Here is a 24554-nt window from a genome sequence, read left to right on the forward strand (position 1 = left end):
GAAATCTATTATTTAAGGATTTATTGAATATTGTAATGGTTTAAAATAAAAAAGAGACATCATTAAATGATGTCTCGATATTTTCTTAAACTTAATTACGTTGCTAATAGCAAGAGGCTTTAATAAGTATTACTCTGCAAATATACAAAACATTAATTATATTTGCAACACCCATGAAATAAAATAAATTAATGCGAATCAATATTGTAACTAATCATTTCTCTTATCCCCGAATTAGTCGATACTTAGCGGCCACAGCAAATAATAATCAAAGAGCTATTAAGCTATACAAACATAATTTAAAAATTAGTCAGTCATTCTACAATATACTAAGTGTATTAGAGGTAGTTTTGCGCAATAAAATAAGCGAAAAACTATCATCCCATTTTTCCGATCCCGACTGGATTATTACACAAAAAACAGGATTTATGATGGACCCTAGATTAAGTCATATTCATCCGGTAACAAGAAGAATGGTTCACAATCATTTTCTAAAAAAATCGGTAGAAAAAGCCGAAGATAAGCTTACTAGAAGGGGAATAACAATCACAACGGGTAAAATAATAGCAGATCAAAATTTTGGATTTTGGACTGAACTATTTGAAAGAACATTTTACATAATACTTTCTGGAGTACCTATACAAATTTTTAATCATCTACCAGCAGGAACAAGTAGAGTCGATATTTTGAACAGACTATCAAAAATAAGAAAGTTCAGGAATAGAATTAGTCATCATGAACCAATTTGTTTTAATGCAACAACTATTGATTTTACATATGCAGAAGATGTATACAATACAATTATTGAGCTACTAAATTGGATTGATCCAAATTTAACAAAATTTACAGCCGATATAGATCAAGTTACCAAGAAAATAAATATTGCAAGAAGGGTCTAAAGAAATTTCAGAACTATATTTACAGTCAATTTAAAATATACAGTAATAATTTTATCAAAGAACTTGTAAAAAAGATTAATGCTGAATTTACAGCATTTTCAATTGAAACAAATCAATAGTCAGAGAAAGGAAACAAGGCTGTAGGAAAAAGAGCGAGAAAATCAGCATTGGAATTAGGAAAATTATTTAAAGAATTCTGAAAGGTTTCAGTTGAAGAATCTAAAAATAAAAATATTTAAGAAAAAAAATCCCTACGTTATAGGGATTTTTTTTCGTATTACTTTACCAAAAAATTGATTTTGAACACTTTGTAATCCTACTGATTAAAACGCAGATATATTGGCTTTAAAAAATCATAGCCTTCCATTGTAAGCTTGTTCACAACATGGTTCCCTACAGAGTTTTGACCAGTTTCATATAAGAATGTTACAAGATCAATTAGAGGTTGTTTTTCATGAACATACTTGATATTCATTATACTCACTAATCTGCCTATTAATTCTGGTGAGCTGTTATTCATCCAATTTGATAGAGCTCCAATAAAGTGAATATTATTGATATCATTATGAAATTTCAATAAATTTTGCTCAACTAGAACAACATTTTCGTCAGTAAGCTTCTCAATAAAATCAGTTAGGTAAACGATTCTATCAAATGATTTTAGATCCTTTGAAATTAATTCAAGAGAAGCATTAATTAAACTCCAAATCTTCAGAATTTTTTGAACCAGAATTTCTTTGTTAGGAATGTCATCTCTCAAAATGGCCTTCTGTTTAACTAATAGTTGAATCATATTTTGAAGAATATCAACATTTGAATTTTGAAGAATTTTATAAAGAAGCGTTTTTTCAAAATTTTCTTCGTAATCCCAGAAATAATATGCTAAAAGATGTCTTAAAATTCCATGATTATAGCGAATAATACTAATATTAGAATCTACAGCTCGTTGATAGCTAGGATACAATATATTATAATATACAATATTCAAGGGCTTTCCAAAAGTAAGACCATTCATAAATGCCAGCCATTTTACACCTTCTACATTATTTAAAAATAATAATTTTTCACGTAGCCATTCTTCATCCAAATACATGAATTGCGGAATATGCTTTCCTATTAAAACGAATGAATCAATGAACTTATCGAAAGATTCATCAAAAATATTTCTAACATCATCATCCCATCTATTCAGTTCGTTTTCAGATCCTTTGTTACGAGCCAGTTTTAATGAATAATTCAAGAGAGCGGCCATAAGTTGACCTTGTGTGGAATTTAAACTGTACATAATAAAATCAGTATCATCACTGATTTTAAAATCTGACTCTGGTAATTGTTGAAATATGTGAAAAAGTATTTCTTTGCATATTGGCAATAACTCATTTGAAATACTATGACTTTCATTTTGTGTTCCATTAGTAATCAACATACTAATAGCTCCATAAATCCAATCTTTATTGACTCTAAAATCATCATTCATTTGATTACTATGATCTAAAAATGATGGAGCTGTGATATACCTAAAAGAAAAGTTTAATACATTTTCCCAATTAAAAAATTTATTAGCTTTCCAAGCATTAGAAAAGGCAGATAATATTTCATTAACATAGATATATTTAACATTTAAAAACAGATTAATACAATTAGAAAATTTATCTGGTTCTTCTTCAATTGCTTCTTTTATAACCTCAGCAAATCCCTCAACTGTTGGATTATCCCAGCCACCTTTACTACTAAAATTTTCAATATTATGTACAATATCTTCAATTTGCATACTTAAAATCTCTTCTTTAGTAAAAGGAGTTATATGCCCAACTCTAACAACAAATTTACCCTCCTCCGAATAATCATTTATTACATTATATTTCTCTTCCAGAGCTTTATATTTCGAATTAAAAAATTCATTCTCCTGAAGTGCGTCCAGCCATCTATGCTGCCATTCTTCTTTACTTGAAGAGTAATGTCTCTTACCGACAGGACCTTTTTCAATTATATTATTAATCAATTCCTGTTCTTGAGTATTTAGATTTTTACTTACTTTGGAAAGCATATAATACAATTCTAATCTATAAGAAAAAGAAGAAAATAAATTTATATTATCTTCTTTATCTACTAAATTCCAAAATATATATTTTAAACTATCCCAGTCTTGCGCTACAACATAAAGTAACAGTCTTTTAAAATATGGCAGATTAAGTTCATTCTTATAAATAAAGTCCTTAAGAACATCTTTCAGCCTTTCAGGATTCACTTCAATCAATCCCACTAACCACTCTCTAAGTATATAAGAAAAAACACCTAAAGTTACATTATGGAAATGAGAGTCTTGCTCAAGATCCTTAAAACCTTCATAACCTACTAATGAGGAAAAATCATTCCATAATGCGAAACTTAATTTTTCGTGTAAATCATTATAAATTTGCAGTTCGATTGAATGCTTAGTAAAGATATCGGTCAAGAAATGATTAAACCAATCTACATCTAACTTCAAGTAGTCATTAATAACAATTCTATCAAGAAGCTCTTTTTCATCATTTGAAGATCTTTCCAATGTAAAAATCATTTCCTGATAGACCCTGTAGAACTTAAAAGTATAATTCAGTTCGTTAGTCACTCCCTCAGCAACAATGACATTATCCCTTAATAAAATATTTATCTGGTCAATTAATTTATACAGTGGTTTAGAACTGCAAATATTTATGATCTTACTTAAAATCTGTTCGTCATGAAAGGCGTGGTTTATTTTATAGAGATAAAAAGGCGATCCATATCTTAAAGTGGCGATCGTCTCTAACTGTTCTAAGGAATCGAAACATCTAACTTCAAACAGGTGGGAAATTATACGCTCTGCCTTTTCAATGTCTTCGGAGTTTTTATCCTCCTTTAAAAACTTAGGTAAAAGCGAATCTGTAATCTCAGCAGTTTGTAATAATGTATCAAAACGACTTGTAACGTACACAGGAATAAAATCTAAAAATTCATCCGTTACATAATCATTAGGAATCAGTGATAAGATTTTGATCAATTTATACCAGGTGTGATAGTTATCAACTGGATGTTCAGAGATATTTTTAACGATTTCCAAAATTTCTGGAATCAATTCAAGATTTTCAGAGTACTTTAATTTTTCTGATATCGCTATTAGATAATCAAGTACTTCCCATGAGGGTATTTGATATCCATCTGAGACCTGTATTGGAGAAGGATTATTTTCAGGATTGAAAAAATCTTGCTCTTTTAAATAATTAAACCAGTCCATATTCTGCTAATTTTTTTAAGAAATACTCCTTATAACGGGGATTCAGATCAAATAGAAATTCCAAAATATTATTGTCTAATTTAGTCCTTTTTTTTGATAGCAATATTCTGTCAATTTGCTGCGTGTTTGAAATAAAATCATCATCTACCACATCCATTTTCATTTGCTTTTCCATTTTTCTTTCAGCAAGAATGCGGCTTTCCTCCTTTTTCTTCTCATCTTTGAGATAATCTGTAAAAGAAGGAACAAACGGTCGAAGCTTAACATCAAACAATTTTCCTGAGAAGGTCTTCAGAGCATTATCAAAATATACGTATTCCAGCTTTCCATCCCTAAAATCCTGCACAAGATGACTATGGAGCTTGTATTTATCTGGCAAATCGCTAAAATCACTGTGATTTATTGTTGTAAAAATGCACAATGGATAATTACTATCCATAACATGCTTTTTTAATGTTAGAATATTTAATGTATCTCGGAAACTATCCTTTGAATGGTTTGGAGCAAGACAATCGATATTTCTCTTTACGGCATCCAGATATATTTCATCAGATTCTTTTGCTACAATTGCAGCCGTAGAAAACAGTTTGTCAACTCTAGCTATACGCTTATTAAGGGCGTCTTCCACCTTATCAGGTTGGTAAACACTGTTAAGTTTTTCAGTGGCACTTAAAACACTAGATATTTCTTTCTGCTTTTCTTTGAACCTTCTAATAATATCCTCTCGTTTAGAAATTTTATTTCTATCCCACTCTCTAATTAAATTTTGAGTTGTGACACATTTAATATGTCCATTTTCAATCCAAAACAGTAACTCATCGAAAAAATTATTTTCGTGAGCAAAGTCTACTTTAAGTAGTTCCAGCCAAACACAAGTATCAACTGCGAGATAAATCATGAATACACGTTAAATGTTAACAAATATACTTAAAACGCGATAATTTTACAGCTAAATCTAACTCTAATTATACGAAAAAATATCGCCGGAGAAGGTTTAGAATTTTATATTTTCACAAAAAAAGCCTGAATTGATATTCAGACTTTCGAATGCTTTTAAACAGAGTTATTTTTTTGATGTAGAAGGCTTACTACTTCCTCCGCTTGAAGTCTTAGCAGGATTATTTCCCCTGTTTCCTCCTGAAGGATTTCCTGTTTTACTTGGCCAGTTTTTGTTTGAATTACTCATTTACATTAATTTGTTTAATTGCCTACTACTTTTAACGTCGATGTTGGGCTAGTTTTGACACGAACGTATATTCGAATAATATGCCAAATGTTAAAAAATGTTAAAATAAATTATACTGGTTTATGAGCTTAACTATTATAATCAAAATTCGCTAATGGATGTTCTATTTTTTCAGTAGTCGGAATAAGAGAATTGAATCTTATAATCACTTTAAGAACCTGCTCAATAAGGAGGAGTTGCTCTTTTGTAGTAATATTATTAGTTTGGTTTTGAATCAGTTCTAGTTTAACTTTTGACTGATCAATCAGTGAAGTTTTATCATCAATTTCTAAACTATGATTGGGCTTGGTGTGAATTCCAAAATTGTGCATTGTATTTCGCAAGTAAAAAAAATAGAAAATTACATCTTTCTCATATGTTGTAACACCTGTAAAGAATGTAATCATACTTAATAAGTTTTCAATGGTCGTCTTTATTGAAGTTTTATTGATCGTATCGGTCCTTGCCTCAAAATGCTTTGCAACAGCTCTAAAGTTAGTTTCAATGGCGATAAAAAGTGCATTATAAAAAGCATCTTTTATAAAGCCATTAAAATTATGATCTATAATTTCAAGATCATCTTCTGCAAACCCTTCCCAAATTTTTGCATTTATATATCCGATATCATTCAAGTGTTCTGATAATTTTAGAGCAATTAGGTAATTTTGAGTACTCTGCGCAATAGCATCCATTGTTATACTTCTAATATCATCCTGATCGGCGTAATTGTTATTTGAATAGGAGTAATCTAGTAACTTAGATACAAGTTCAATTTTTTCTTCGAATTTCATAGAATAGTTTTTTTATTTAAAGTTGTTAAATACTATTTTCCGTTCTCTAAAAGAATCTAATTCTATTGAGAACATCCAGCAGATATTCTGTTATTTTTTCTTTTTAACTACTTCCCATTGTAGAAAGATGTAGTAGATATATTATATGTTCCTTGAATTTTATTCTTTCTATAATCTATATCACTTTGTTTTGTTTTTTCCATAATTTAAATTAAAATCATTAAATACTATCTTTCATTAGCTACTTTTTAAGATATTGCTGTAGTACTTTAAAAATATTCTCTGCCCTATGTTTGGTAGAGAATTTATCACCAAAAGAAACCTTTTCATCGTTAGCTAATGCTTTAAAAATTTCTTCTTTCATACTATCAGGCATTTTATCTCCAAAATTCATTCTCTGAAATATCTGATCGCATTCAAAGAATAAATTAACACGATAAGATTCGGCGGCCTTGGCATGAAAGCTACCATTTAATTTTAGAAGTGTATCTGTAGTAATAGCTAAAATTTTCTCATCAGTTTCAGCGTTGCTATTTTGTTCTGCCTCTCCTACCGGAAGTTTAAATCCATAAAAATCCATATTTTCCACATCAGTATTTAGTGATAAATAAACAATAAATTCATCCACTACTAGTAAATAAGGATTTTGAGATTCCGGATTTATGTGAAGAAGAGTACTTGCTTTTTCAGGTACATTTTGAGCTCTCAATATTTTATATTTTACCTTATCAAGGTCGGAAATGATTTGATTTTTAGAAAAGTATTCATTTAATATCTTTCGTAATGTATCCTCATCTTCAGGTAAAAGACTTACTCCTGAATTTTTTGATATGCTAAGTCGAAAAAATATAGAGATCCAAAACAATAATGCCTGTTCAGAATTAATTCCACTTGAATAGTTAATTCCAACAGATTGGTTATTTTTTGAAATACTAGAAGAATAATTATTTTCCAGTACAGCCAATTTAGCCTCACATCTGCTGCAAAATATATAATCCTCTACCAAGGGGATCGAATTATTAGCAATCCTATCATCGTCGATTTCTCCATATATTTTTTCCAACGTTTCAAGATTTGTTGCTCTACCAAAATATGAAGAAGGATTTCTTTCTGAAATAACAAATCCCATTTCTTTATCTCTACCCTTATGCTCAGAGTCAATTCTTTTCAAAAGAAAGTGAGGAATAATATGCGATCCTGTTTTATCTGCTGTCGAGTTACATATTTTACAATTATTCATAAGCTTTTATTATGATTTTGTTTCTTAAATATTATTCTTACAATTTTTTAAAATCATAGAAATCCAAAAAACATCCTGTATAAATGATTTTTTAGAATTAAGTTTATAAAGCGTTATTCTATATAAATGATTGATTCCTCTCTATACACTTCTTTGGTACCATTAATCGGGAAAGAAAACCAATATCTTTCAACTGGATCTTCGTCAGAAATAATATGTAATAAATTTGAAATAAAGTAAGAAAAAGAAAGATTCTGCAGATTATATTTAATATAACAAGGCGCGTTCCTCATAAGCGGTGGAACCAAACCAGAAGGGTCTTCCCAAAATTTGATAAATCTATTGCTTCCCAAAGCAAGGTGATTAACTATTCCATTACTACTTTCTAATATCTCCTGCAGAGAATTATGGTTATAGTCTTGATTATATTTGTAAGAAAATATTCCAACGAATTTTTTCCTTGGGGCATGATTTGAAAAGGTTTGAAAATTATTTAATAACTCAAGCTTATTGATAATCTTATTCAGACCATTACTATTTGTACTTTTATTGACAACTTCTGCTTTAACTTCAATAACAGCTCTAACAGAACTTTCTGTCAGAATAACAAAGTCCCCCTCTCTAAAAACAACAGGTGTCTTATCCTCGTAAATAATAATATCTAATTGCTTAGAAATTTCACTTTCTGTACCATTTAAATGATCATTATTTCCGACAATAAAACCACTTCCAATTTTAAGATTGGAAGGTAAAAATTGAGAAATTGTCTTTCTCAGAATTGCTTCCTTATATCTTCCTTCATCTCCCCAATTGGCATTTCCAATTAAATCTCTAACTCTTTCATGAGTTGCAATTAGTTCTTTTGTAATTGATTTCTGAAATTTGAGAATGTTTTGATCTGGCATACTAGTTTTTGATTGTCAGACCAATATACGGATATTTCAGTGCAAATTAGTTTTAAATTTATCTTCTCATTTAAGTTATTTTGAGTAGTCATTAAACAACCAATAAGGATCATCTTTAAATTTGGTATACTGTATAGTCAGATTTTGTTGAAAATCTTCCCATATAGTTTGCCCTGGTGCATCTTTAAAACGTAGAGACCATCTCAGAAGATTATAGCAAGTGGTGAATTGACCGCAAGCAACAACAGCCTTTGGCTGTCCTTGTTCAATATGATGAGCATCGTACCACAATGTTGTCTCCATTTTAGCTGCAAGATCAGCGGCTTTACGCATTTTTTCAGATGGAGTCATAAAATCAAATGCTTTTTCCATCTTATCACCTATTGGAAGTTCTAGTTCTTTTTTGACCCAAACTTCACCCTTAAGACTTTCTTCAAGTTTTGATTTATTCTTAGTACTAAGCATATAAATTGCATTCATTACTGAGAACTGTCCCCAAAATTTAAGATTTGTTACTCTTGGACCCTCAGGATTTGCTGTTCCTCTTCTATCTCCTACAGAAGTTACTCGTTGAAATAAACCACCATAAGATGCGCGTCTTATTTTTTTCAAAAAGATTACGGCAGCCAATTCCCCTGCGGAAGTTAGACGAGCATATATCTCTTGTATAAGAATGCTTATATCAAGTCGTAGAAAAAACCTGAGATGTTTTAGAATGAGCAGAACAGCCGTCGAATGATCTGTCTCAGCTTTTTTCTTAGACGATATTAATTTTATCCCAACAAATATGATTAATGCTGAAAAAAAGGAAGTGATTCCAATAACAGCATATGAAAGTCCTTTACAAACGTCGAACACAGCACCTAAAACACCCAGAGCTAACAGCAAAAAAATAGTGCCAATATAAAATAGCAAACTTCGTCTGCCGAACCAGCCGGATTTGCTTTGAGAAGGATATTGATAACCGTTAGTGTAATTGCTGCTTACATCGCATGTCATATAAAGATCGTAACCAAATTTGTTTTTTAGTTCCAGCCTTTCTTCTGCATTCATAAATGAATCGATACCCTGATTATCATCGATACCTCCATCCATCAATGGAAAGAGATCTGTAGATTCTCTTTCATTGTTTATATATTTATTATTCATCTCTACAGCCCTCTCTAAGGCTTCTCTGTCCAATCCAGCATAGCTAAAATCCTTTGGATAAACAAACGGTTCAAAACCTACTGGAAAACAAGATGAGCAAGCTAAAATATCACCCAGTTTAATTTTTTGAAGATTCTCTTTTAAAACACCTTTAATAAAGTTATTCCCTATTCTACCTTTATTTTGAAAACGGAACAATAAACCATTTTGAAATTCTGTAGTATTAACACAAATATCTGGGATTCCTCCATTTTCCCATAGAAAACCAAATTTTTCACCTTTAAAAATCTTGAGATCATAAGCTATGGAAAAAGCATTAATCAGATTTCTTGATTTATTTGGACGCGAGTTCCATTCTGATGACGAACGCATAATGTCGAAAACCTGATTTACCAGGTTTTCTCCATAAAGCACTTCATTTACCATCCATTTATAATAATCCTTAAATTCCTCACCATTTCTTTTCGCAACAGAGTAAGAAAGTAATGTGATTGTTCCTCCGGAAGCTGAAGAAGCGAATTTTACCATATCCATAAATGGCTTATCATTGAAGTTCAATTGTTCTAAATAAGATAAACATCCCAGAGAGAAGGAAGCTGCTCTGAAGCCACCACCTGAGAAACTCAGTGCAATATTCTCAGGCATTTTAGGGTCTATTGCTTGATAGGTTTTCATGATATTTTAGTTTTTAATGGTTACTTTTATGTTTTTACATAAAGTCTAATAAGAGCAATATGGTAATCTACTTTAACAATGAACAAAATTTTTATTTCTTCTCTAATTTAACTACAATTATATAACGTTTTTTGTTTACCGAAACAGATTATTCGTTACGATTAAGCAGCCTTTACAAGATTTGTTTAGGTATAAACTCAACTTAATTATATACTTTTTAATATGACATTTTATAGCTATCTCAAATATACTTTATTTATCCAACTGTGTGTTTAAGCGATAATTACCGAGCCTTAGCAAAGCAACTATTAGCAATAGCATTGTGGCAGAGCTGTAATTCTCTGTTTTATAAAAACAATGTGCAATATTATTTCTTAGATTCATACCTTCTGAAGTAAACAAATATTTAAAAAAAGCTATATCATTAGCTGGTATTACGTTCGTGAGTTTATCGTTGTCTAAAAGCTTATCAAATGAAATACGCTCTTCTGTTGCATCGGCTTTGAAATCTATCGTTTGGGCTTCAATTGCTCTGGAAAACTCTCGTAGTAAACCTTCAAATTTTAGGACCAAACTGTCTATAGCAAGAATATATCCCTGATTATGATTTGTTGTCGTTTTAATATCAGCTTCGATCTGATTAAAGAAAACTTGTAAAGAAGGTGCAAGTAATTCAATCCAGTCAAATCCCTGCTTTTCATCATTATTATCTACATAAGTAAAATCAGATCCGTACCAAGTATAATTTTTCAGGTAATCAATCAAAGATTGGAATGTAATCTTTTCTTCCTTAATACCTTCCAAAAATACACAGCTAATCTGTCGAAATGTAAAATTGCTAATATGGAGATGATAATGGTTGATCATTCCGGATTTATTTTTATTCACATTTTTATTGATATCAAATGTCATGGTCGTCACTAAATCAGCCAATCCCGATTTAGGTTTATCTTCATCTGAATTTGGTTTAGGTAAAAAATCCTCTACTATAAGATATTCATAGATATCCTTACTTGATTTTTCAGTTACAATACGCTTAATAATATCGTAGGTTAGTTTCCAATATTGATTAAGTTTTTCTAGTATTTCCTCGTCTTTAATTTCGAAAGTTACTTTCTTTAAATCAATAGTCTTCTTGGCTTGTTCAAGCATTACACTTGTCTGTTCAATTTTCTCTTTATGATTTGCTTTTCTATACTCTTCTAAAGCATTTAAATAGAAATGATGAGCCACAAAGCCTTGTCTATCTTCTTTTTTCAACTGTGAAATATGCCAATCACCAAGTTTTTCGTGAAAAATTGCTGGAGATTTTTTAAGTTTTTGACTGATAATTATCAATAATTTGAGAAAACTTTCTAACAATCTATCTTCTGCAATTTCCAACTGACTATTGGCATAATCGAAAAACTTTTCAAAAAGCACAGCATCATTTTTTTTTATATTTTCAACTATAAATCTCATGATTGCATATTTGCAGAACTCGCTTATTTTACTTCCTGCTAAAAGTGTGGTAAAGTAGTCAATAGTTTCAGCACTTTTATAGTTTATACTCTGGCTTAAAAGAAAAAGATTTTCGAAATATGTTCTAAAAGAATTATTTAACAGATTATCATCAGCAGCAAAATTGGAATTTTCAAGAAGTGTCATGTAACTTTCAATCGCTTGCTTTGCATAATTATAGTGTTTTTGTGGACTCAGCCAAAGAATATGATTATATCTAGATTTGTATTTTGGATTGATAGTTTCCTCAGCTCTTTTCTTAAGATAAACGAAGTCATCATCAAATAGTTCCAATGTTGGATATTTATAATCTCCCATTTGATATTGGGGAATGTGTTCACCCTTTTTAATTGAAAAGTCGCAAAAGAATTGCTCGTAAGAACATAGTTTCTTAAATTCTGGATCGGAAGAGCCGTCACCAAGAATTTTTAGATATTTAGTGGTATTAAAATCGAGAATGGAAAAATTTTCATCTTCTTCCAGATAAGTGTAATAAGAATCAAGATCTGTAAATTGCATTGCAATGTATTTTTAGGTTATTAATTTAATTCATTTAAATTCTGAAGTCGATCAAATTTTCAGGTAATGAACTGTAATCTGTGTAATTTTTTTTGTTTTCTAGAACACGTAATTAATAGGCTAATTCAATACTCTAATTTTTTAATTTTCATTTAATAAAATTTCCGAAGAAAATTCATTCATTTTGATTTCGTGTAATCTTATTTCATTAACAATAGTATTTATTTTCTCACTATTTAACGTTAATGTCTCGTCAAAAAGAGACTCTTGTAACTCTTTCTGTCTTTCATAACAGAATATTAATTTATTGTGAAGATCTTTTTTATGTACAGGTACAGTTATAGATTTTAATTTAATTATCGTATCCTCTAAATATGAAATTAAAGAAATTATATTTTGTTTAATCTTAAATAGCTTTTTTTCAAGATTTGATTCATTACTAATTTCAAGTTCACTATGAACTGACTTATATTGTCTTTCTGTAAAAATCTTTTTTATTTTTATTCTCCAATTTTCAGTTAAAAAGACAGATTGAAAAGATTGTAAATCAATAAGAACTTTTGATAATAACTTTTCGTGTAGCTCACGAAGACTTTTCAAGTCCAAATCTGAAATAGTTCTATTATGAGCCTCCTCTCTTCTTAATTTATTTAAATTTTCCATTAAGATTTCAAATTGAGTCTGAGTTTGAAAATAAGATTTGAATAAATTAAAGTGAGTTAAGATGATTTTTTTTAATTGTAAAGTAAATGTATAGGCTATTAAGATATCACCATTAGTACAATCAATTCCAAATTGTTTGGAATACATATCTTTCACTTCTACTCCCAATTTATTATTTAGCCCAATATCCCACCATTCCTCTCCAAACTTACTTTTAAGCTTGCTTTTTACTATCTCTCTAAGGCCGTTCTCAATTTCAGAAATTATTTGCTTTGCTTGAGATAAACGATAATCTTCAGTGTTCTCTTGAAAAAGTGTTAATTTGAGCCACTCAATTGATTTTCCTTTTCCTATATATTCTGCAGCTGATTTAGTTGATAGTGCGTTCAGTATTTCCACATTATTTGTATCATATGCTCGAACTGCATAATAATTGAAGTTAATGTTTTCATAAGAAGTGTTTCTAAAAAAGCCGTTGAAAAATCCCATAATTGTAGCAATCTCCAATTTAATATCATTTGATTTCTGCGAAACGGGATAAAAACTACAGCAAAGAGTATCTTCATTTAGCAAACTAACTTCCTTGACATTTATTTCATCACAATTAGTATCCAAAATGTGCAGTATTTTAAGCCCACCTGAAACTGCGTTAATTAAATTTTCAATAGTCATCATGTTAGTAAATTTTTGGAATGTCATTTTTAAGTAGTTGATTGCTATTTCTATTTGGAAGTAGTATTTATATTCTCAATTTTAGATTTTGCTACAACACCAATAAGTCGATCTAAATCTGATAAAAATATATTCGTTAAATCTTCTGTGCCCTTAATTCTATACTCTGCAATCAAATTAATCTGATCTACATCTTCAGATCCAATTACATCAGACGGGTTGTAACTATTACCATTGAGTATAAATGAATATAAACTAAAGTTTTTTAAATTATTTAATTTGTCAATTTGTTCTTTAGAATATGTTGCATTTTCAAGTATCTGATCACTTAAAGCTCCATCTTTGGCCCAGAGTGCAAAAACATCGATGTTTGTTGACAGATCAATTTTAGTTTTGTGCTGCCTAAATTCAGTATCAAATTTTTTCAATTTTTTATCTGAATAGTCATTGGCCAATAAATATTTAAATATCACATATACTTTTCCAACCTCCTCAATTGCTAGATGGAAGAGTGTATAGGCTCTTGCGTATTTTTTTTCACGTTTAAGTATTTCACCTTCCTCATAAAGTTCCTTTGCATTATTTAATGCATTTAAAATCGCTTTTTCTAAAGTCTCTCTACCGACAGTCATCTTTTACGGTCTAAAAAATTAGTATTAAAATCTACGTCTCTTTTCTAATTCAATTAGATAATCCCAATAATCTTGTCCCATTTCTTCTGGGGTAGTCAACATTATAGAAGGAACTTGTAATTCTACAGAACCAATAAGGCCATCGAATTCTTGCCTCAAATCTTCTAAAAAACTATAATTTGTTCTAAACTCTTTGCTGTAATCAAGAAGAGCATCAAGAGCGTTGTCGATAATTAACATCTTGATATATATTTTTAAATCCTTATCCTCCAGACTATCATTTGATTTAAGCTTAAACAATTTTTCATCTGAGCTATAATCAGGTCGATAGAGATAAGAAATTGTAAATGGGTTTCCATGCTTAATACTACTTAAAACAGTATATTGCATATAAAAATTCTTTTCTTCAAAAGGTCGTTTGGTTGTAATGTTTTTAGTTCTACGTTCATTCTCTAAAACATCACAAACCATATCGTAAACTCTCCAAGGTGTTTTCTTTGTTAGTGCATGATCTGTATGAATTTGAGCATTTGGAATAGGATCAATCAAAATTTTCCTCAATGTTAAAATACGTTCCCAACATGCAGTAGCAATTGAGCCAGCACTTTCAATATAACCCTTATCCATTACGTCACGCAGTGTATGTAATAGTTCTACAATCGAACTCAAGTAAATTCCGCAGGTTCCTAATACCTTTTTTCTTTCTTCAGTCAGATTGGCGACATCAATGAATCGTATGGCATCCTCAAACTGTCCTAGAATTATATCATACATTGAATTGTAAACTGTTTTGTTTTTGTCGTTTACTAATAGCTCCAAGTCTTTAACTGTTATATCCATAATGCAAAGTAATCTATAATATGCGCAATCTTTTTGCGTACTATAAAATATTTCGTGATTTTTTAATTTCTATTTAAGTTTTGGATTTTATTTAGATTTAAATCCTTGTTTTATAATAAGAAAGCAATTAACAGTAAGTTTTTACTTAAATGTAGATATATATAAATTGTTATTAATGGTTCTTTCCGGATTTAAAGAATCTAATACAATCGCTTTTAGATCATCTATCATATTATCGTAATATTTATCTATTAATCCCAAAAATATAAATTGTAAATCTGCATATATGTAGCTGTAATTATTGTCAGGATACACTTCTCTTCCGAAATATTGCTCATTCTTTTCTTCTAAAAATCTTATTGAACTTCGTATCTCATCATTAAAGATCATATTTAATTCTTTTTTTGAATTTATTTCCATGTTATTTTCATACAACCTCTCAAAAAGTTTAAATCTGACAGTGGCAAACTGTCTTTTTAAATATGGATTGTCTTTTTCGACCTCCATAATTCTAATATCTAGTAAATTTTTCCACTCATTAAATCTGTCCTGTTTCACCTTTTCTTGATTCGCTACCTCTGCGGCTGTTAATCTAAGTATTCCAAAGTAGGCTACGATTAGTGTTATTGTTGTAGCAAATAATTCCTTGTAATTACTGATTTCATGTAGATAAAAATTTAATCCTTGGACACTTAGATCAAGATCATAAACACTAAGATCATTTTGAACAATTATAATCACGGCTAGAGATAATAATACTAATATTAATGATGTTGTAATAATTATTATATTGAAAACAATTTTTATAAAAGTGAATAATTTTGTTAACATAAGGTTTAGTAGTTTTTATTATTCTCAAATATACACCTATTAAGATTTGGATTAAATAAATAAATTTGAAAAGAATGTATACTAAAATTTTATGGAAATCTTACATTACCAGTTAATGAAGAAATAAATTAGCTTCATTAATTGTAGTGTAGACACCGGAAAGCTTTGTTATCTTTTTGTATATTTACAAAAAGCACATCTATGAAAGCATTAAAAATCTACAGTATTATTTCAACTATTGCGGTTATTATCTTATCAGTAAGTCTTTACAATACGACAAAGAATTACAACAAAACTCAAAAAAAGTTTGATCAGAAGAAAAAAGAGTTACAAGAGACAGAAGAAATTCTTCAACAATGTTCTGATCGTTATTACGAAGAAATTAATAAATAAAAAAATCCTAACTATTTGTTAGGATTTTTCATTACTATATTTTTCGAAATCAAATTTAAAGTCAACTAAGTCTTTAGGCTTTATTCTTAAAGCAAGCGACAATTTTATAAGTGTTTTCATAGTTAGATTTATTTTACCTAACTCATATTTACTAATGTCACTTGAATCAATTCCTGTCAAAAATTCAATATCATCTAACGTCTGTTCGTTTTTATTTCTTATTTCAGAAATTCTCTTTCCAATTTCAATCAGAAACTCCTCAGTAATATTCATTTTTATGATTTGAAGCTAAAATCCTGACTTTTTTAAAATTTCTTTTGGGGATATATCCCCAAATTGGAAATTATTTAATATATTTGTAACATTAGTTGCATATAATGTAACTTTGCGATACTTCAAAGAATAATAGAAGCAATTGCTTAGAATCTTGTAATAGAAAACTGGTAATTTTTAAACACACAAGACGATAAGTAAGCGGCTCACGACCTAGGCGTGGGTCTCTTCCTCTTATCTGTGTGTAAGGTATACCAGTACCCCTATTACGGATAATGTAGAGAACCCACGCCGTCTTTTTCCAATGCAGTTCGCTTTATCTCTACATAACAATCTAAGCCCGCTTACTAAATAGTATCAGATTATATGATACAATGAGGTGTACAACTCATTGCGGCTTTACAGCTTTCTCGGGACACAATTTCATTCATATTAAATGGCTTTCGGGTGCCTTGCTGCAACCTTACGCACACAACCTGTAGCATAATTGCTAATAGGCACTAAGAAAGTTTTGTTTTCAAATACCTGAATCCAAGAGTAATAATAACTAAAAAATGAAGTAAAAAATAATCCTTGCTAATAAAAAAGCCCTCTCCTATTCAGTTTGCCGACTTCAGGAAAGAGCTAGAGTTTATTCAAGGAGTTTAATTAAAAACCCATACAAAACTATGAAAAAATCCTATTCTAACATAGGAAGCATCGGTCTTGTGTTTATGTTAACCGCAATTTGTGGAAACACTAAAGCACAAACCAAGACAGTGACGGGAACTGTTACTGTCGACGAGAATCAATCACCACTTTCGGGAGTCATTGTATCTCAAGAAAGTAGCGATCAAGTTGCTCAGACAAATTCAAAAGGCATTTATCATTTAGAAATCACAGGAGAAAATCCATCCATAATCTTTCGGCATCCAGAATACGCAGAAAAAAGAATTACCGTAGGTGGCAAAACTATTATTAATGTTTTGTTAGATCAAAAAGTACAGGGCATTGAGGAAGTTGTCTTAAATGCTGGATACTATAAGGTTAAAGAAAAAGAAAGTACGGGTAGTATTGCAAAAATATCAGCAAAAGATATAGAAAATCAGCCCGTAACTAATGTCCTGTCTGCAATGCAGGGAAGGTTGTCGGGAGTAAGTATCACACAAAATTCCGGTACTCCGGGTGGGGGCTTTGATATTCAGATTAGAGGAAGAAACAGTTTAAGAAATAAGGATAACAGCACAATTGATGGTAATCAGCCATTATATGTCATCGACGGTGTTCCGATGGGAGGAGAAATGACCTCGCTCTACTCTACTGCTGTTTTACCAGCGAGAAGTCTTAATCATTTAAATAGCATCAACCCTAATGACATCGAAAAAATTGAGATTTTAAAAGATGCCGATGCTACAGCGATTTACGGTTCTCGCGGTGCAAATGGAGTTGTTCTGGTAACAACAAAAAGAGGAAAGTCAAAACGACTGAATTTGAATTTCAATACATCATATGGCTTGAGTACAATAATTTCAAACCTTAAGCTTATGAATACTACCGAGTATTTAGCTATGAGAAAGAAAGCATTTTCAAATGATGGCATTTCAACGTATCCAGCTACTGCATATGATGTTAATAATATTTGGAATCAGGAAAGATATACTGACTGGCCTGACAAATTAATTGGTAATACAGCAACATTATCCAACACACAATTATCATTAAATGGAGGCAGTGACACCACAAACTTTTTAATAAGCTTATCTAATGACGAACAAACTACTGTTTTCGGCGAGGACTTTAAATATAAAAGTAAAAACATTTCAAGCCATATTACTCATAAATCTGTTGACAACAAATTTCAATTAAATATTGCTAACAGTTTTTCTATTCAGAAAAATAATGTGATCAGAACAGATATTACTAAGCAGGCTTATAATCTAGTGCCCAATGCTCCTGAACTCTATAACTCAGAAGGAGGATTAAATTGGGAAAACAACACATTTGCAAATCCCGTTGCTGCTTATAACAGCACATATAACAATGAAAACAAGCAATTCTTAAACAGCATTACCACGCAATACGAGGTTTACAAACAGCTTTTTCTAAAACTTAATGGAGGGTTCAATTATCAGACTTTTGAGGAACTATCCTTACAGCCAAATACAATCTATAATCCAGCTTTCGCTGCGGGACAGTCTAGCGCTACTTCAATAGCATCCAAAAACAATCAGGATAGATTTTCCTTTATTGTCGAACCACAGATTAATTGGAACTATCAATTGGGAAATCACAAGTTTGATGCTTTAATTGGAGGAACCTTTCAAAAGGAAGTTAACAAGCAAGGGTCAATCGTTGGAGTTGGATTTGAAAGCAATGCTTTTATAACTAATGTTGGCGCTGCAAGAACAAAAACAGTCTCGGATCAAATAACAAATGAATACAGATATGCCGCTTTTTTTGGCAGGATAAACTATCAGTATCTAAGCAGATATATTATTAATATAACAGGACGCCGTGATGGAAGCAGTCGTTTTGGCTCTAATAACAAGTTTGCAAATTTCGCAGCGGTTGGTGGAGCTTGGATATTTAAAAAAGAAAAATTTGCAGAAAACCTCAACTGGTTAAGTTTTGGAAAAATTAGAGGGAGTTACGGAACTGCTGGCAGCGATAATATTGGGGACTACCAATATTTAGATACATATACAGTTTCATCAGCATATGTGTACAACTCAGTAACAGGACTAATCCCTTCTAGATTATACAACGGAAATTACAGCTGGGAAAAGACAAAAAAATTAGAATTTGCTTTAGAACTTGGTTTATTTAACGACAGATTAAACCTTAATACTGCCTGGTATAGAAATCTATCATCGAATCAGTTGGTAGGCTATCAGCTACCTTCTATAACAGGATTCACGAGTGTCCTTGCAAACCTTAACGCTACCGTCGAAAACAAAGGATGGGAGTTTGAACTTTCGGGTCGTCCACTGAAATCAGCTGCTGTAAAATGGGATACAGGTATAAATATAAGCTTTCCGACAAATAAACTAATCTCATTTCCTGGTTTAGAAGGTTCTACATATGCAAATCAATACATTAATAATCTTCTGCAAAACTGGGTCAACCGAGATAAGAAGATCATTCAGGATATTATTAACAATGCAAATCTTTACTAATATGAAAACATTTTTAATCGTATTTATTTTCCTGTTATCCACTAATGCAAAGTCACAAACCTATTACCAGCTGTACTATAACTTAGAGTTGCAGGCACAGGTAACAGCCAATCAGGCAGCAAGAGTAGCTTCTGAAAAACTTTATCAAAAATCTTATGAAAAACAGAGAAAAGCGTATGATGATATCAAGGAAAAAGCAACACAGGCGGTAGTTATGAAGAATCACATCTACAACCAGCTTCGAAATGTTAATTCAGCACTGAAACAGGGCAAACAGTTAGAAGGAATTTATTATGACTTTACCAAGCTTGTGGGGAACATGGAGAAAATGCTGGAGCTGTCTGCTCAAAAACCGCAATATGCTGTATTGGTTACTAATTATTATTCCAAGCTTTATCTGCACGCAATGAATTCTTATGAAAATATAAGCGAATCGGTACTCAATGAAGAAAATGATTTTTTAATGGATAGTTACGACCGTCAGAAGGTTTTATCAAAAATACAGCATGAGATAAAAATCATGAATGGCTGGACAGTACATATCATCAATTATCTGAAGAATGCAGAAAAGAAACCCTATTTCAGACATATAGGAGTGTTCAACAGCTGGTATATAAGAGATAAGGGTTTAATTCAAAACATCATTAATAACTACAACTATAATCTAAATGGTTGGTAAAATTTTATCTTATGAGAAACACACTTATACTACTAACAATACTTTTCTTTTTACCTTTTGTTAAAGGACAAACCATAAGAAGAATAAAGGACAAACACATTGTAGGTCAGGAAAAAAGACAGGTTTTTTACCAATGGGGAGACTGGCATCCGGAACCTAAATATTTTTTAGGTATCCAGACCAATTATGCTTATGCGATGGTCTGGGGATGGTTAGCACCAAGTCGAAATCGCGACTACAAAGGTGGGAGCGATATAAGACCTCTCAATTTAACGGGGTTACAAAATCAGCGTTATGCGACAACCTTAGTACAACAAGATAAGACAAGTGATATACAGGCAGAAGCAAAGCTGACCTACGAAGAAAACCTTAAAGAGTTCTTTCACTTTTCGAATGCAACTTCATCAGCCGATCCTCTTTATCTGTTATACTACAAAGATGTGCTTAGCAGTCTGGACAATTTCGATACAAACTCTTCCGCCTTATCACAATGGGGTTTTACATCATCTAAAGCTTGGGAAAGATTTAATAACTACGGCATTATTGGAGAATGCAGACGAAAAATTAATGTGATACAAGACAAATACAAATTTGCCAAAAGTGTCGATATGCCAAGAGGAAAAAGAATTCTTGCATATCACGACTGTCTCATTGAATGGCGAAAAATGAAAAAGTATCTGGCTTATTTAAACAAGCAAGGTGAAAACAGATTCAGAGCCGAAGTAAAACTAGAAAGTTACAAAACAAAAAATCCTGGAAAGATCACAAAGGTAAGGAGAGATGCAGAAATATTTATGGATGTACTTATGGGACACTTATAACCAATAAATAATATGAAACGAGAAACAATTATAAAAAGCATTATGAAAATAGTGCTTTTATTCATTCCCTCCCTTGCATTTTCACAGGATACCCACAGTGACGAATATTACCAGAAGGCAATGGATTTTCTACAGGGGGAAGGTATTTTGGAAGGATGGTTCACTGAAAAATTCCTACCACTATATGACAGTTTTATGACAGCTGAATATGGGCAATTTATTCTATTCGGACAGGCAATAGCAGGATTGGGAGCCCTACTCTATTTAGGTAACATAGGTTGGCAGATGGTCAGTGGAGATCGAGAATGGGAAATTGTTCCAATGCTTAAACCCTTTGCTATCGGACTGGTCATTATGAACTGGGTATCTTTTGTAGGTATTCTGAGAATGCCGTTGATAAAGCTTCAAGATGTATCAGAAAGCAGCTTTATCGAAAGTCAGCAGGAGCTAAATTCATTGCGATGGGTAAGGTTTAAAAAACAACAGCAGATTGTTGACAGAATCGTTGAGGAACAAGCAAAAGCGCAAGCTGAGATTCAACAACAGGAAGCTGGAGATCAATCTTTAATAGAGGAAGGTCTTGATATGGTTGGTGATGGACTAACAAGTTTAATGAGCCCAGTTTACGAACTATATCTTAGATTACAAGTCGGATTGCAGTTAGCCATCTCAAGTGCATTAGAATTAATTGGATTGTGGATATTAAGAATCTGTGTATATGGGATATTTTTCATCCAACTCATATTTTCTACCATTCTGATTATTATAGGTCCAATACCTGTAGGTTTATCAGTATTCCCCGCATTTTCAAGTTTTCTTACACAATGGATTTCAAGGTTTATCAATGTTAATCTCTACGGATTTGTTGCATTCGTCATCTTAAAAATAGGAACGCTTCTTCAGCTATTTGCTTTTGAAGCGGAAATCGAAAGATATGACCAAATTATTAATACAGATGGAAGTATTAAGAATATGGATCTTCTACTCACCTATTCGAGCAGTGGAATTATGTCTTTCGGTTTAGTCATTGTCTGCTTCTTAATTACTGCAGTCGGAGTTTTGTGCGTTCCGACTTTAGCCAATTACATAATTCCATCAGGCGGTGGAAATACTGGAGCAATGAGTAAAATGAAAAAAGCAGGTATGGCAATAGCAACAAAAGGAGCATCACTAATAAAAGGATAATTATGGCAGTTGTAAAAAACATAGAAAAAAAAATTAAGATTAACAAAGTAACCTCAATCGGTTGTATAGTTTTATCAGTCATTATAGTTATAGCAGGTTTCATTTTTTCGTATAAACAAATTAAAGATGCGAGAAAATCCATTTACATTCTGGATAATGGCGTTCCGGTTTTAGTCAAACAGACCGATTTACTTTTGAACAGACCTGTAGAGTACAAAGCTCAGATTGATATGTTTCACGCATTATTTTTTACATTATCTGCGGATGATGATTACATAAAATCACAAACAAAAAAAGCTTTGTATCTGATTGATGATAGCGGTATGAAGGAATATATGAATCTGAAAGAGAAGGGCTTCTACAATCAGATTATTTCTTCCAACAGTGTAATGACAATTAAAGCTGACAGTATAGTATTAGATGAGCAGAATTTGAAATTCACATACTATGGTAAGCAGACTATTAACCGAAAAACACAGCTTATTGTAAGAAAATTGATTACTGAAGGTTTTTTGCAGGACCTTCCTCGTTCACCCAATAACCCTCATGGCGTATTGATTGAAAAATGGAAAACATTAGATAACTCGGATATTTCCGTAAAAGAAAAATTTAGATAATGGAAGAGCAGAATAAAATTGTTGAAGCAAATACAGATTCTCTTTGGAGAGGTCTAGAACGATTTGCAGAACGTCAACCTAAAAAAACATTTTACCTAATGTTCGGATTAATTTTCTTTTCTACTGTATTCTCTGTCGGAAATCTGATATACATCCAAAAAGTTTCAATTCCGGAGTATGAAAAAATGAAGAAGCAAAATGTTCTTACAGATGCATCAACATCATTCAGCTCTTCGCTTAAAGAGACACAAAAGATAATGGATATACGCGAAGCGTTAAAAGAACTGGAATACTATCAGAAAAAAAAGATACTGAATCCGTCCGATAGTTCGAGAATCAAATATCTACTTGAGAAATACAAAATAAATAATTCAAGATGAAAAAACTCAATTTTAAACAACCTAAATATATTCTACCTCTGATAGCCCTTCCATTTTTTTTGATGATAGGGTATTTTTATATCCAATTCACAGAAAATTCCGTGGAAGACAAAAACAAGCTTGCTGAAAGTAAAGACATTTCTACCGATTTTGGAAAAGTTGGAGAACGTTCTGAAATTAAAGATAAAGCAGATGCCTACGCAGATTTCTTCGATAAAAGAACTGATGGAAGAACAATGATTGACGGCTTCGGTGATGAGCATGAAAGTCTTGAAAAGTTTGACGATGATCTTTCTGAACGTCAAAAAAGACATATCGACAGTATGAATTACGCTCGAGAAAAAGAGCGTCTCAGTAATCTTTCAAGACAGGCTAACAGACAATCCTATTATAATGCTATGGATGCTAAACAATCCAAAAATCGGGAAGATGAGCAATATGACAGAAGTATGAAAATGCTTAAAATGTTAGATAATGAAAATAATAGAGATGCAAATTCCGGAAATTCAAATAGGAATACTGAAACATCAGACTGGAAAAAGGATCAGATGACTTTGATGCGAGAGCAGATGATGCTCATGGATAGTATTGAAAAGGCAAATAATCCCGAGCTGAAAAATCAGGCGAAAGCGATTGAAAAAATGAAAAAAAACGAGAAAGAAATGGACTACTTTCTTAACTCAACATTGGATGTTACAAAAGCTTCCAAAAGTTCTGACTTTAATTCGATTTACAGACAACAGGAAAATAATTTTATCAAAGCAGTTATTGACGAAAACATTAAAGGTTTTGCAGGAAGCAGAATACGTATCCGACTATTGGAGGATGTACATGTCGGAAACACAAAAATTACAAAAGGTACTCCTCTATATGCTCTGATCAGTGGTTTTTCACTGCAAAGAGTGAATCTTAATATCGTATCGGTAATGCATCAGAATGAAATTCTACCTATAAGTCTCAATATTTATGATGTTGATGGTATGGAGGGATTATATGTACCAAGTTCGGCATTCCGTGAAATGACCAGAGCAATGGGAGAAAATATCGTTCAAGGGCAAAATCTATCAAGTGGAAGTGCCGATTTTTTTACAACAACGTTAAGTTCTGTATATCAATCTACTTCAAAAACTATATCTGATGTGATAAGAAAAAATAAAGCGAAAATTAAATATAACTCTTTCGTATACCTTATTGATAATAAAGAACTTGAAAAGAAGAAAAAAAATATCTATAAAAAAAATACCAATCCATAAA

22 protein-coding genes and 1 pseudogene are annotated in these 24554 nt (G+C 31.4%); 10 read left to right on the forward strand and 13 right to left on the reverse strand.

Annotated elements, in window-relative coordinates:
• Positions 1-191: 191 nt before the first annotated feature.
• Both MTQ00_RS10685 and MTQ00_RS22385 read left to right on the forward strand, forming a co-directional pair.
• A complete protein-coding gene (locus MTQ00_RS10685; RefSeq protein ID WP_273648915.1) occupies positions 192-899 on the forward strand; it encodes an Abi family protein in 708 nt (235 codons plus the stop codon).
• Between the two features lie 131 nt (positions 900-1030).
• Positions 1031-1099 (forward strand): annotated as a pseudogene (locus MTQ00_RS22385) (histone H1); the annotation flags it as partial.
• Positions 1100-1215: 116 nt separating this feature from the next.
• Here the strand turns inward: MTQ00_RS22385 and MTQ00_RS10695 are convergent.
• The 12 genes from MTQ00_RS10695 to MTQ00_RS10750 all read right to left on the reverse strand — a co-directional run bounded on the left by MTQ00_RS10695 (position 1216) and on the right by MTQ00_RS10750 (position 15797).
• Positions 1216-4155, reverse strand: coding sequence for a hypothetical protein (locus MTQ00_RS10695; RefSeq protein WP_273648917.1), 2940 nt, complete (start codon positions 4153-4155; stop codon positions 1216-1218).
• Positions 4142-5053 carry a PIN domain-containing protein gene (locus tag MTQ00_RS10700; RefSeq protein ID WP_273648918.1) on the reverse strand — a complete coding sequence of 304 codons (912 nt, stop codon included), beginning with the start codon at positions 5051-5053 and terminating at the stop codon, positions 4142-4144. Before MTQ00_RS10700 ends, MTQ00_RS10695 begins: the two co-directional genes overlap by 14 nt.
• A 165-nt stretch (positions 5054-5218) precedes the next feature.
• Entirely contained in the window at positions 5219-5341 is a 123-nt protein-coding gene (locus MTQ00_RS10705) for a hypothetical protein (RefSeq protein WP_273648920.1), read from the reverse strand.
• Between the two features lie 128 nt (positions 5342-5469).
• On the reverse strand, positions 5470-6171 hold the full coding sequence (locus tag MTQ00_RS10710; RefSeq protein ID WP_273648921.1) for a hypothetical protein: 702 nt from the start codon (positions 6169-6171) through the stop codon (positions 5470-5472).
• A 241-nt stretch (positions 6172-6412) separates the two neighbouring features.
• Positions 6413-7411 carry a hypothetical protein gene (locus MTQ00_RS10715; RefSeq protein ID WP_273648923.1) on the reverse strand — a complete coding sequence of 333 codons (999 nt, stop codon included), beginning with the start codon at positions 7409-7411 and terminating at the stop codon, positions 6413-6415.
• Between the two features lie 113 nt (positions 7412-7524).
• Positions 7525-8316 (reverse strand): DUF6602 domain-containing protein, encoded by a 792-nt coding sequence (locus MTQ00_RS10720; protein WP_273648924.1) that lies wholly within the window; start codon positions 8314-8316, stop codon positions 7525-7527.
• Positions 8317-8391: 75 nt separating this feature from the next.
• Positions 8392-10140 carry a patatin-like phospholipase family protein gene (locus MTQ00_RS10725; protein ID WP_273648926.1) on the reverse strand — a complete coding sequence of 583 codons (1749 nt, stop codon included), beginning with the start codon at positions 10138-10140 and terminating at the stop codon, positions 8392-8394.
• 252 nt (positions 10141-10392) lie between these two features.
• Positions 10393-12159 carry a DUF4209 domain-containing protein gene (locus MTQ00_RS10730; protein ID WP_273648928.1) on the reverse strand — a complete coding sequence of 589 codons (1767 nt, stop codon included), beginning with the start codon at positions 12157-12159 and terminating at the stop codon, positions 10393-10395.
• Between the two features lie 141 nt (positions 12160-12300).
• Positions 12301-13497 carry a hypothetical protein gene (locus MTQ00_RS10735; protein WP_273648929.1) on the reverse strand — a complete coding sequence of 399 codons (1197 nt, stop codon included), beginning with the start codon at positions 13495-13497 and terminating at the stop codon, positions 12301-12303.
• 47 nt (positions 13498-13544) lie between these two features.
• Positions 13545-14126, reverse strand: coding sequence for an AbiV family abortive infection protein (locus tag MTQ00_RS10740; protein WP_273648931.1), 582 nt, complete (start codon positions 14124-14126; stop codon positions 13545-13547).
• Between the two features lie 24 nt (positions 14127-14150).
• A complete protein-coding gene (locus MTQ00_RS10745; protein WP_273648933.1) occupies positions 14151-14966 on the reverse strand; it encodes a hypothetical protein in 816 nt (271 codons plus the stop codon).
• 141 nt (positions 14967-15107) lie between these two features.
• The gene (locus MTQ00_RS10750) at positions 15108-15797 is read right to left on the reverse strand and encodes a hypothetical protein (protein WP_273648935.1); all 690 of its coding nucleotides are present in this window, start codon (positions 15795-15797) and stop codon (positions 15108-15110) included.
• 201 nt (positions 15798-15998) lie between these two features.
• On the opposite strand from MTQ00_RS10750, the gene MTQ00_RS10755 reads away from it, so the two are divergent.
• Positions 15999-16190, forward strand: coding sequence for a hypothetical protein (locus MTQ00_RS10755; RefSeq protein ID WP_273648937.1), 192 nt, complete (start codon positions 15999-16001; stop codon positions 16188-16190).
• A gap of 18 nt (positions 16191-16208) precedes the next feature.
• Here MTQ00_RS10755 and MTQ00_RS10760 read toward each other — a convergent pair whose 3' ends face one another.
• Positions 16209-16463, reverse strand: coding sequence for a helix-turn-helix domain-containing protein (locus MTQ00_RS10760; RefSeq protein ID WP_273648939.1), 255 nt, complete (start codon positions 16461-16463; stop codon positions 16209-16211).
• A 668-nt stretch (positions 16464-17131) separates the two neighbouring features.
• Here MTQ00_RS10760 and MTQ00_RS10765 point away from each other — a divergent pair.
• Genes MTQ00_RS10765 through traM form a run of 7 tightly spaced genes read left to right on the forward strand, consistent with a single transcriptional unit; the run spans position 17132 to position 24553 of the window.
• A complete protein-coding gene (locus MTQ00_RS10765; protein ID WP_273648941.1) occupies positions 17132-19618 on the forward strand; it encodes a SusC/RagA family TonB-linked outer membrane protein in 2487 nt (828 codons plus the stop codon).
• Position 19619: 1 nt separating this feature from the next.
• Complete coding sequence (locus MTQ00_RS10770; protein WP_273648943.1) at positions 19620-20297, forward strand: hypothetical protein; 678 nt, start codon at positions 19620-19622, stop codon at positions 20295-20297.
• A gap of 11 nt (positions 20298-20308) precedes the next feature.
• A complete protein-coding gene (locus MTQ00_RS10775) occupies positions 20309-21118 on the forward strand; it encodes a hypothetical protein (RefSeq protein WP_273648945.1) in 810 nt (269 codons plus the stop codon).
• Positions 21119-21160: 42 nt separating this feature from the next.
• The gene (locus MTQ00_RS10780) at positions 21161-22303 is read left to right on the forward strand and encodes a hypothetical protein (RefSeq protein ID WP_273648946.1); all 1143 of its coding nucleotides are present in this window, start codon (positions 21161-21163) and stop codon (positions 22301-22303) included.
• Between the two features lie 2 nt (positions 22304-22305).
• Positions 22306-22920, forward strand: coding sequence for a conjugative transposon protein TraK (gene traK / locus MTQ00_RS10785; RefSeq protein WP_273648947.1), 615 nt, complete (start codon positions 22306-22308; stop codon positions 22918-22920).
• On the forward strand, positions 22920-23300 hold the full coding sequence (locus tag MTQ00_RS10790) for a hypothetical protein (RefSeq protein ID WP_273648949.1): 381 nt from the start codon (positions 22920-22922) through the stop codon (positions 23298-23300). The genes traK and MTQ00_RS10790 overlap by 1 nt, the downstream gene beginning before the upstream one ends.
• Complete coding sequence (gene traM / locus MTQ00_RS10795; protein WP_273648951.1) at positions 23297-24553, forward strand: conjugative transposon protein TraM; 1257 nt, start codon at positions 23297-23299, stop codon at positions 24551-24553. The genes MTQ00_RS10790 and traM overlap by 4 nt, the downstream gene beginning before the upstream one ends.
• Position 24554 lies beyond the last annotated feature (1 nt).

The organism is Chryseobacterium sp. B21-037, from assembly GCF_028570785.1.
Classification (GTDB): Bacteria; Bacteroidota; Bacteroidia; order Flavobacteriales; family Weeksellaceae; genus Chryseobacterium; species Chryseobacterium proteolyticum.

Bases quoted from the DNA above. Each gene is read 5' to 3' on its own strand.
- MTQ00_RS10685 (WP_273648915.1), top strand. From the start codon at position 192: ATGCGAATCAATATTGTAACTAATCATTTCTCTTATCCCCGAATTAGT.
- MTQ00_RS10695 (WP_273648917.1), bottom strand. From the start codon at position 4,155: ATGGACTGGTTTAATTATTTAAAAGAGCAAGATTTTTTCAATCCTGAA.
- MTQ00_RS10700 (WP_273648918.1), bottom strand. From the start codon at position 5,053: ATGATTTATCTCGCAGTTGATACTTGTGTTTGGCTGGAACTACTTAAA.
- MTQ00_RS10705 (WP_273648920.1), bottom strand. From the start codon at position 5,341: ATGAGTAATTCAAACAAAAACTGGCCAAGTAAAACAGGAAATCCTTCA.
- MTQ00_RS10710 (WP_273648921.1), bottom strand. From the start codon at position 6,171: ATGAAATTCGAAGAAAAAATTGAACTTGTATCTAAGTTACTAGATTAC.
- MTQ00_RS10715 (WP_273648923.1), bottom strand. From the start codon at position 7,411: ATGAATAATTGTAAAATATGTAACTCGACAGCAGATAAAACAGGATCG.
- MTQ00_RS10720 (WP_273648924.1), bottom strand. From the start codon at position 8,316: ATGCCAGATCAAAACATTCTCAAATTTCAGAAATCAATTACAAAAGAA.
- MTQ00_RS10725 (WP_273648926.1), bottom strand. From the start codon at position 10,140: ATGAAAACCTATCAAGCAATAGACCCTAAAATGCCTGAGAATATTGCA.
- MTQ00_RS10730 (WP_273648928.1), bottom strand. From the start codon at position 12,159: ATGCAATTTACAGATCTTGATTCTTATTACACTTATCTGGAAGAAGAT.
- MTQ00_RS10735 (WP_273648929.1), bottom strand. From the start codon at position 13,497: ATGATGACTATTGAAAATTTAATTAACGCAGTTTCAGGTGGGCTTAAA.
- MTQ00_RS10740 (WP_273648931.1), bottom strand. From the start codon at position 14,126: ATGACTGTCGGTAGAGAGACTTTAGAAAAAGCGATTTTAAATGCATTA.
- MTQ00_RS10745 (WP_273648933.1), bottom strand. From the start codon at position 14,966: ATGGATATAACAGTTAAAGACTTGGAGCTATTAGTAAACGACAAAAAC.
- MTQ00_RS10750 (WP_273648935.1), bottom strand. From the start codon at position 15,797: ATGTTAACAAAATTATTCACTTTTATAAAAATTGTTTTCAATATAATA.
- MTQ00_RS10755 (WP_273648937.1), top strand. From the start codon at position 15,999: ATGAAAGCATTAAAAATCTACAGTATTATTTCAACTATTGCGGTTATT.
- MTQ00_RS10760 (WP_273648939.1), bottom strand. From the start codon at position 16,463: ATGAATATTACTGAGGAGTTTCTGATTGAAATTGGAAAGAGAATTTCT.
- MTQ00_RS10765 (WP_273648941.1), top strand. From the start codon at position 17,132: ATGAAAAAATCCTATTCTAACATAGGAAGCATCGGTCTTGTGTTTATG.
- MTQ00_RS10770 (WP_273648943.1), top strand. From the start codon at position 19,620: ATGAAAACATTTTTAATCGTATTTATTTTCCTGTTATCCACTAATGCA.
- MTQ00_RS10775 (WP_273648945.1), top strand. From the start codon at position 20,309: ATGAGAAACACACTTATACTACTAACAATACTTTTCTTTTTACCTTTT.
- MTQ00_RS10780 (WP_273648946.1), top strand. From the start codon at position 21,161: ATGAAAATAGTGCTTTTATTCATTCCCTCCCTTGCATTTTCACAGGAT.
- traK (WP_273648947.1), top strand. From the start codon at position 22,306: ATGGCAGTTGTAAAAAACATAGAAAAAAAAATTAAGATTAACAAAGTA.
- MTQ00_RS10790 (WP_273648949.1), top strand. From the start codon at position 22,920: ATGGAAGAGCAGAATAAAATTGTTGAAGCAAATACAGATTCTCTTTGG.
- traM (WP_273648951.1), top strand. From the start codon at position 23,297: ATGAAAAAACTCAATTTTAAACAACCTAAATATATTCTACCTCTGATA.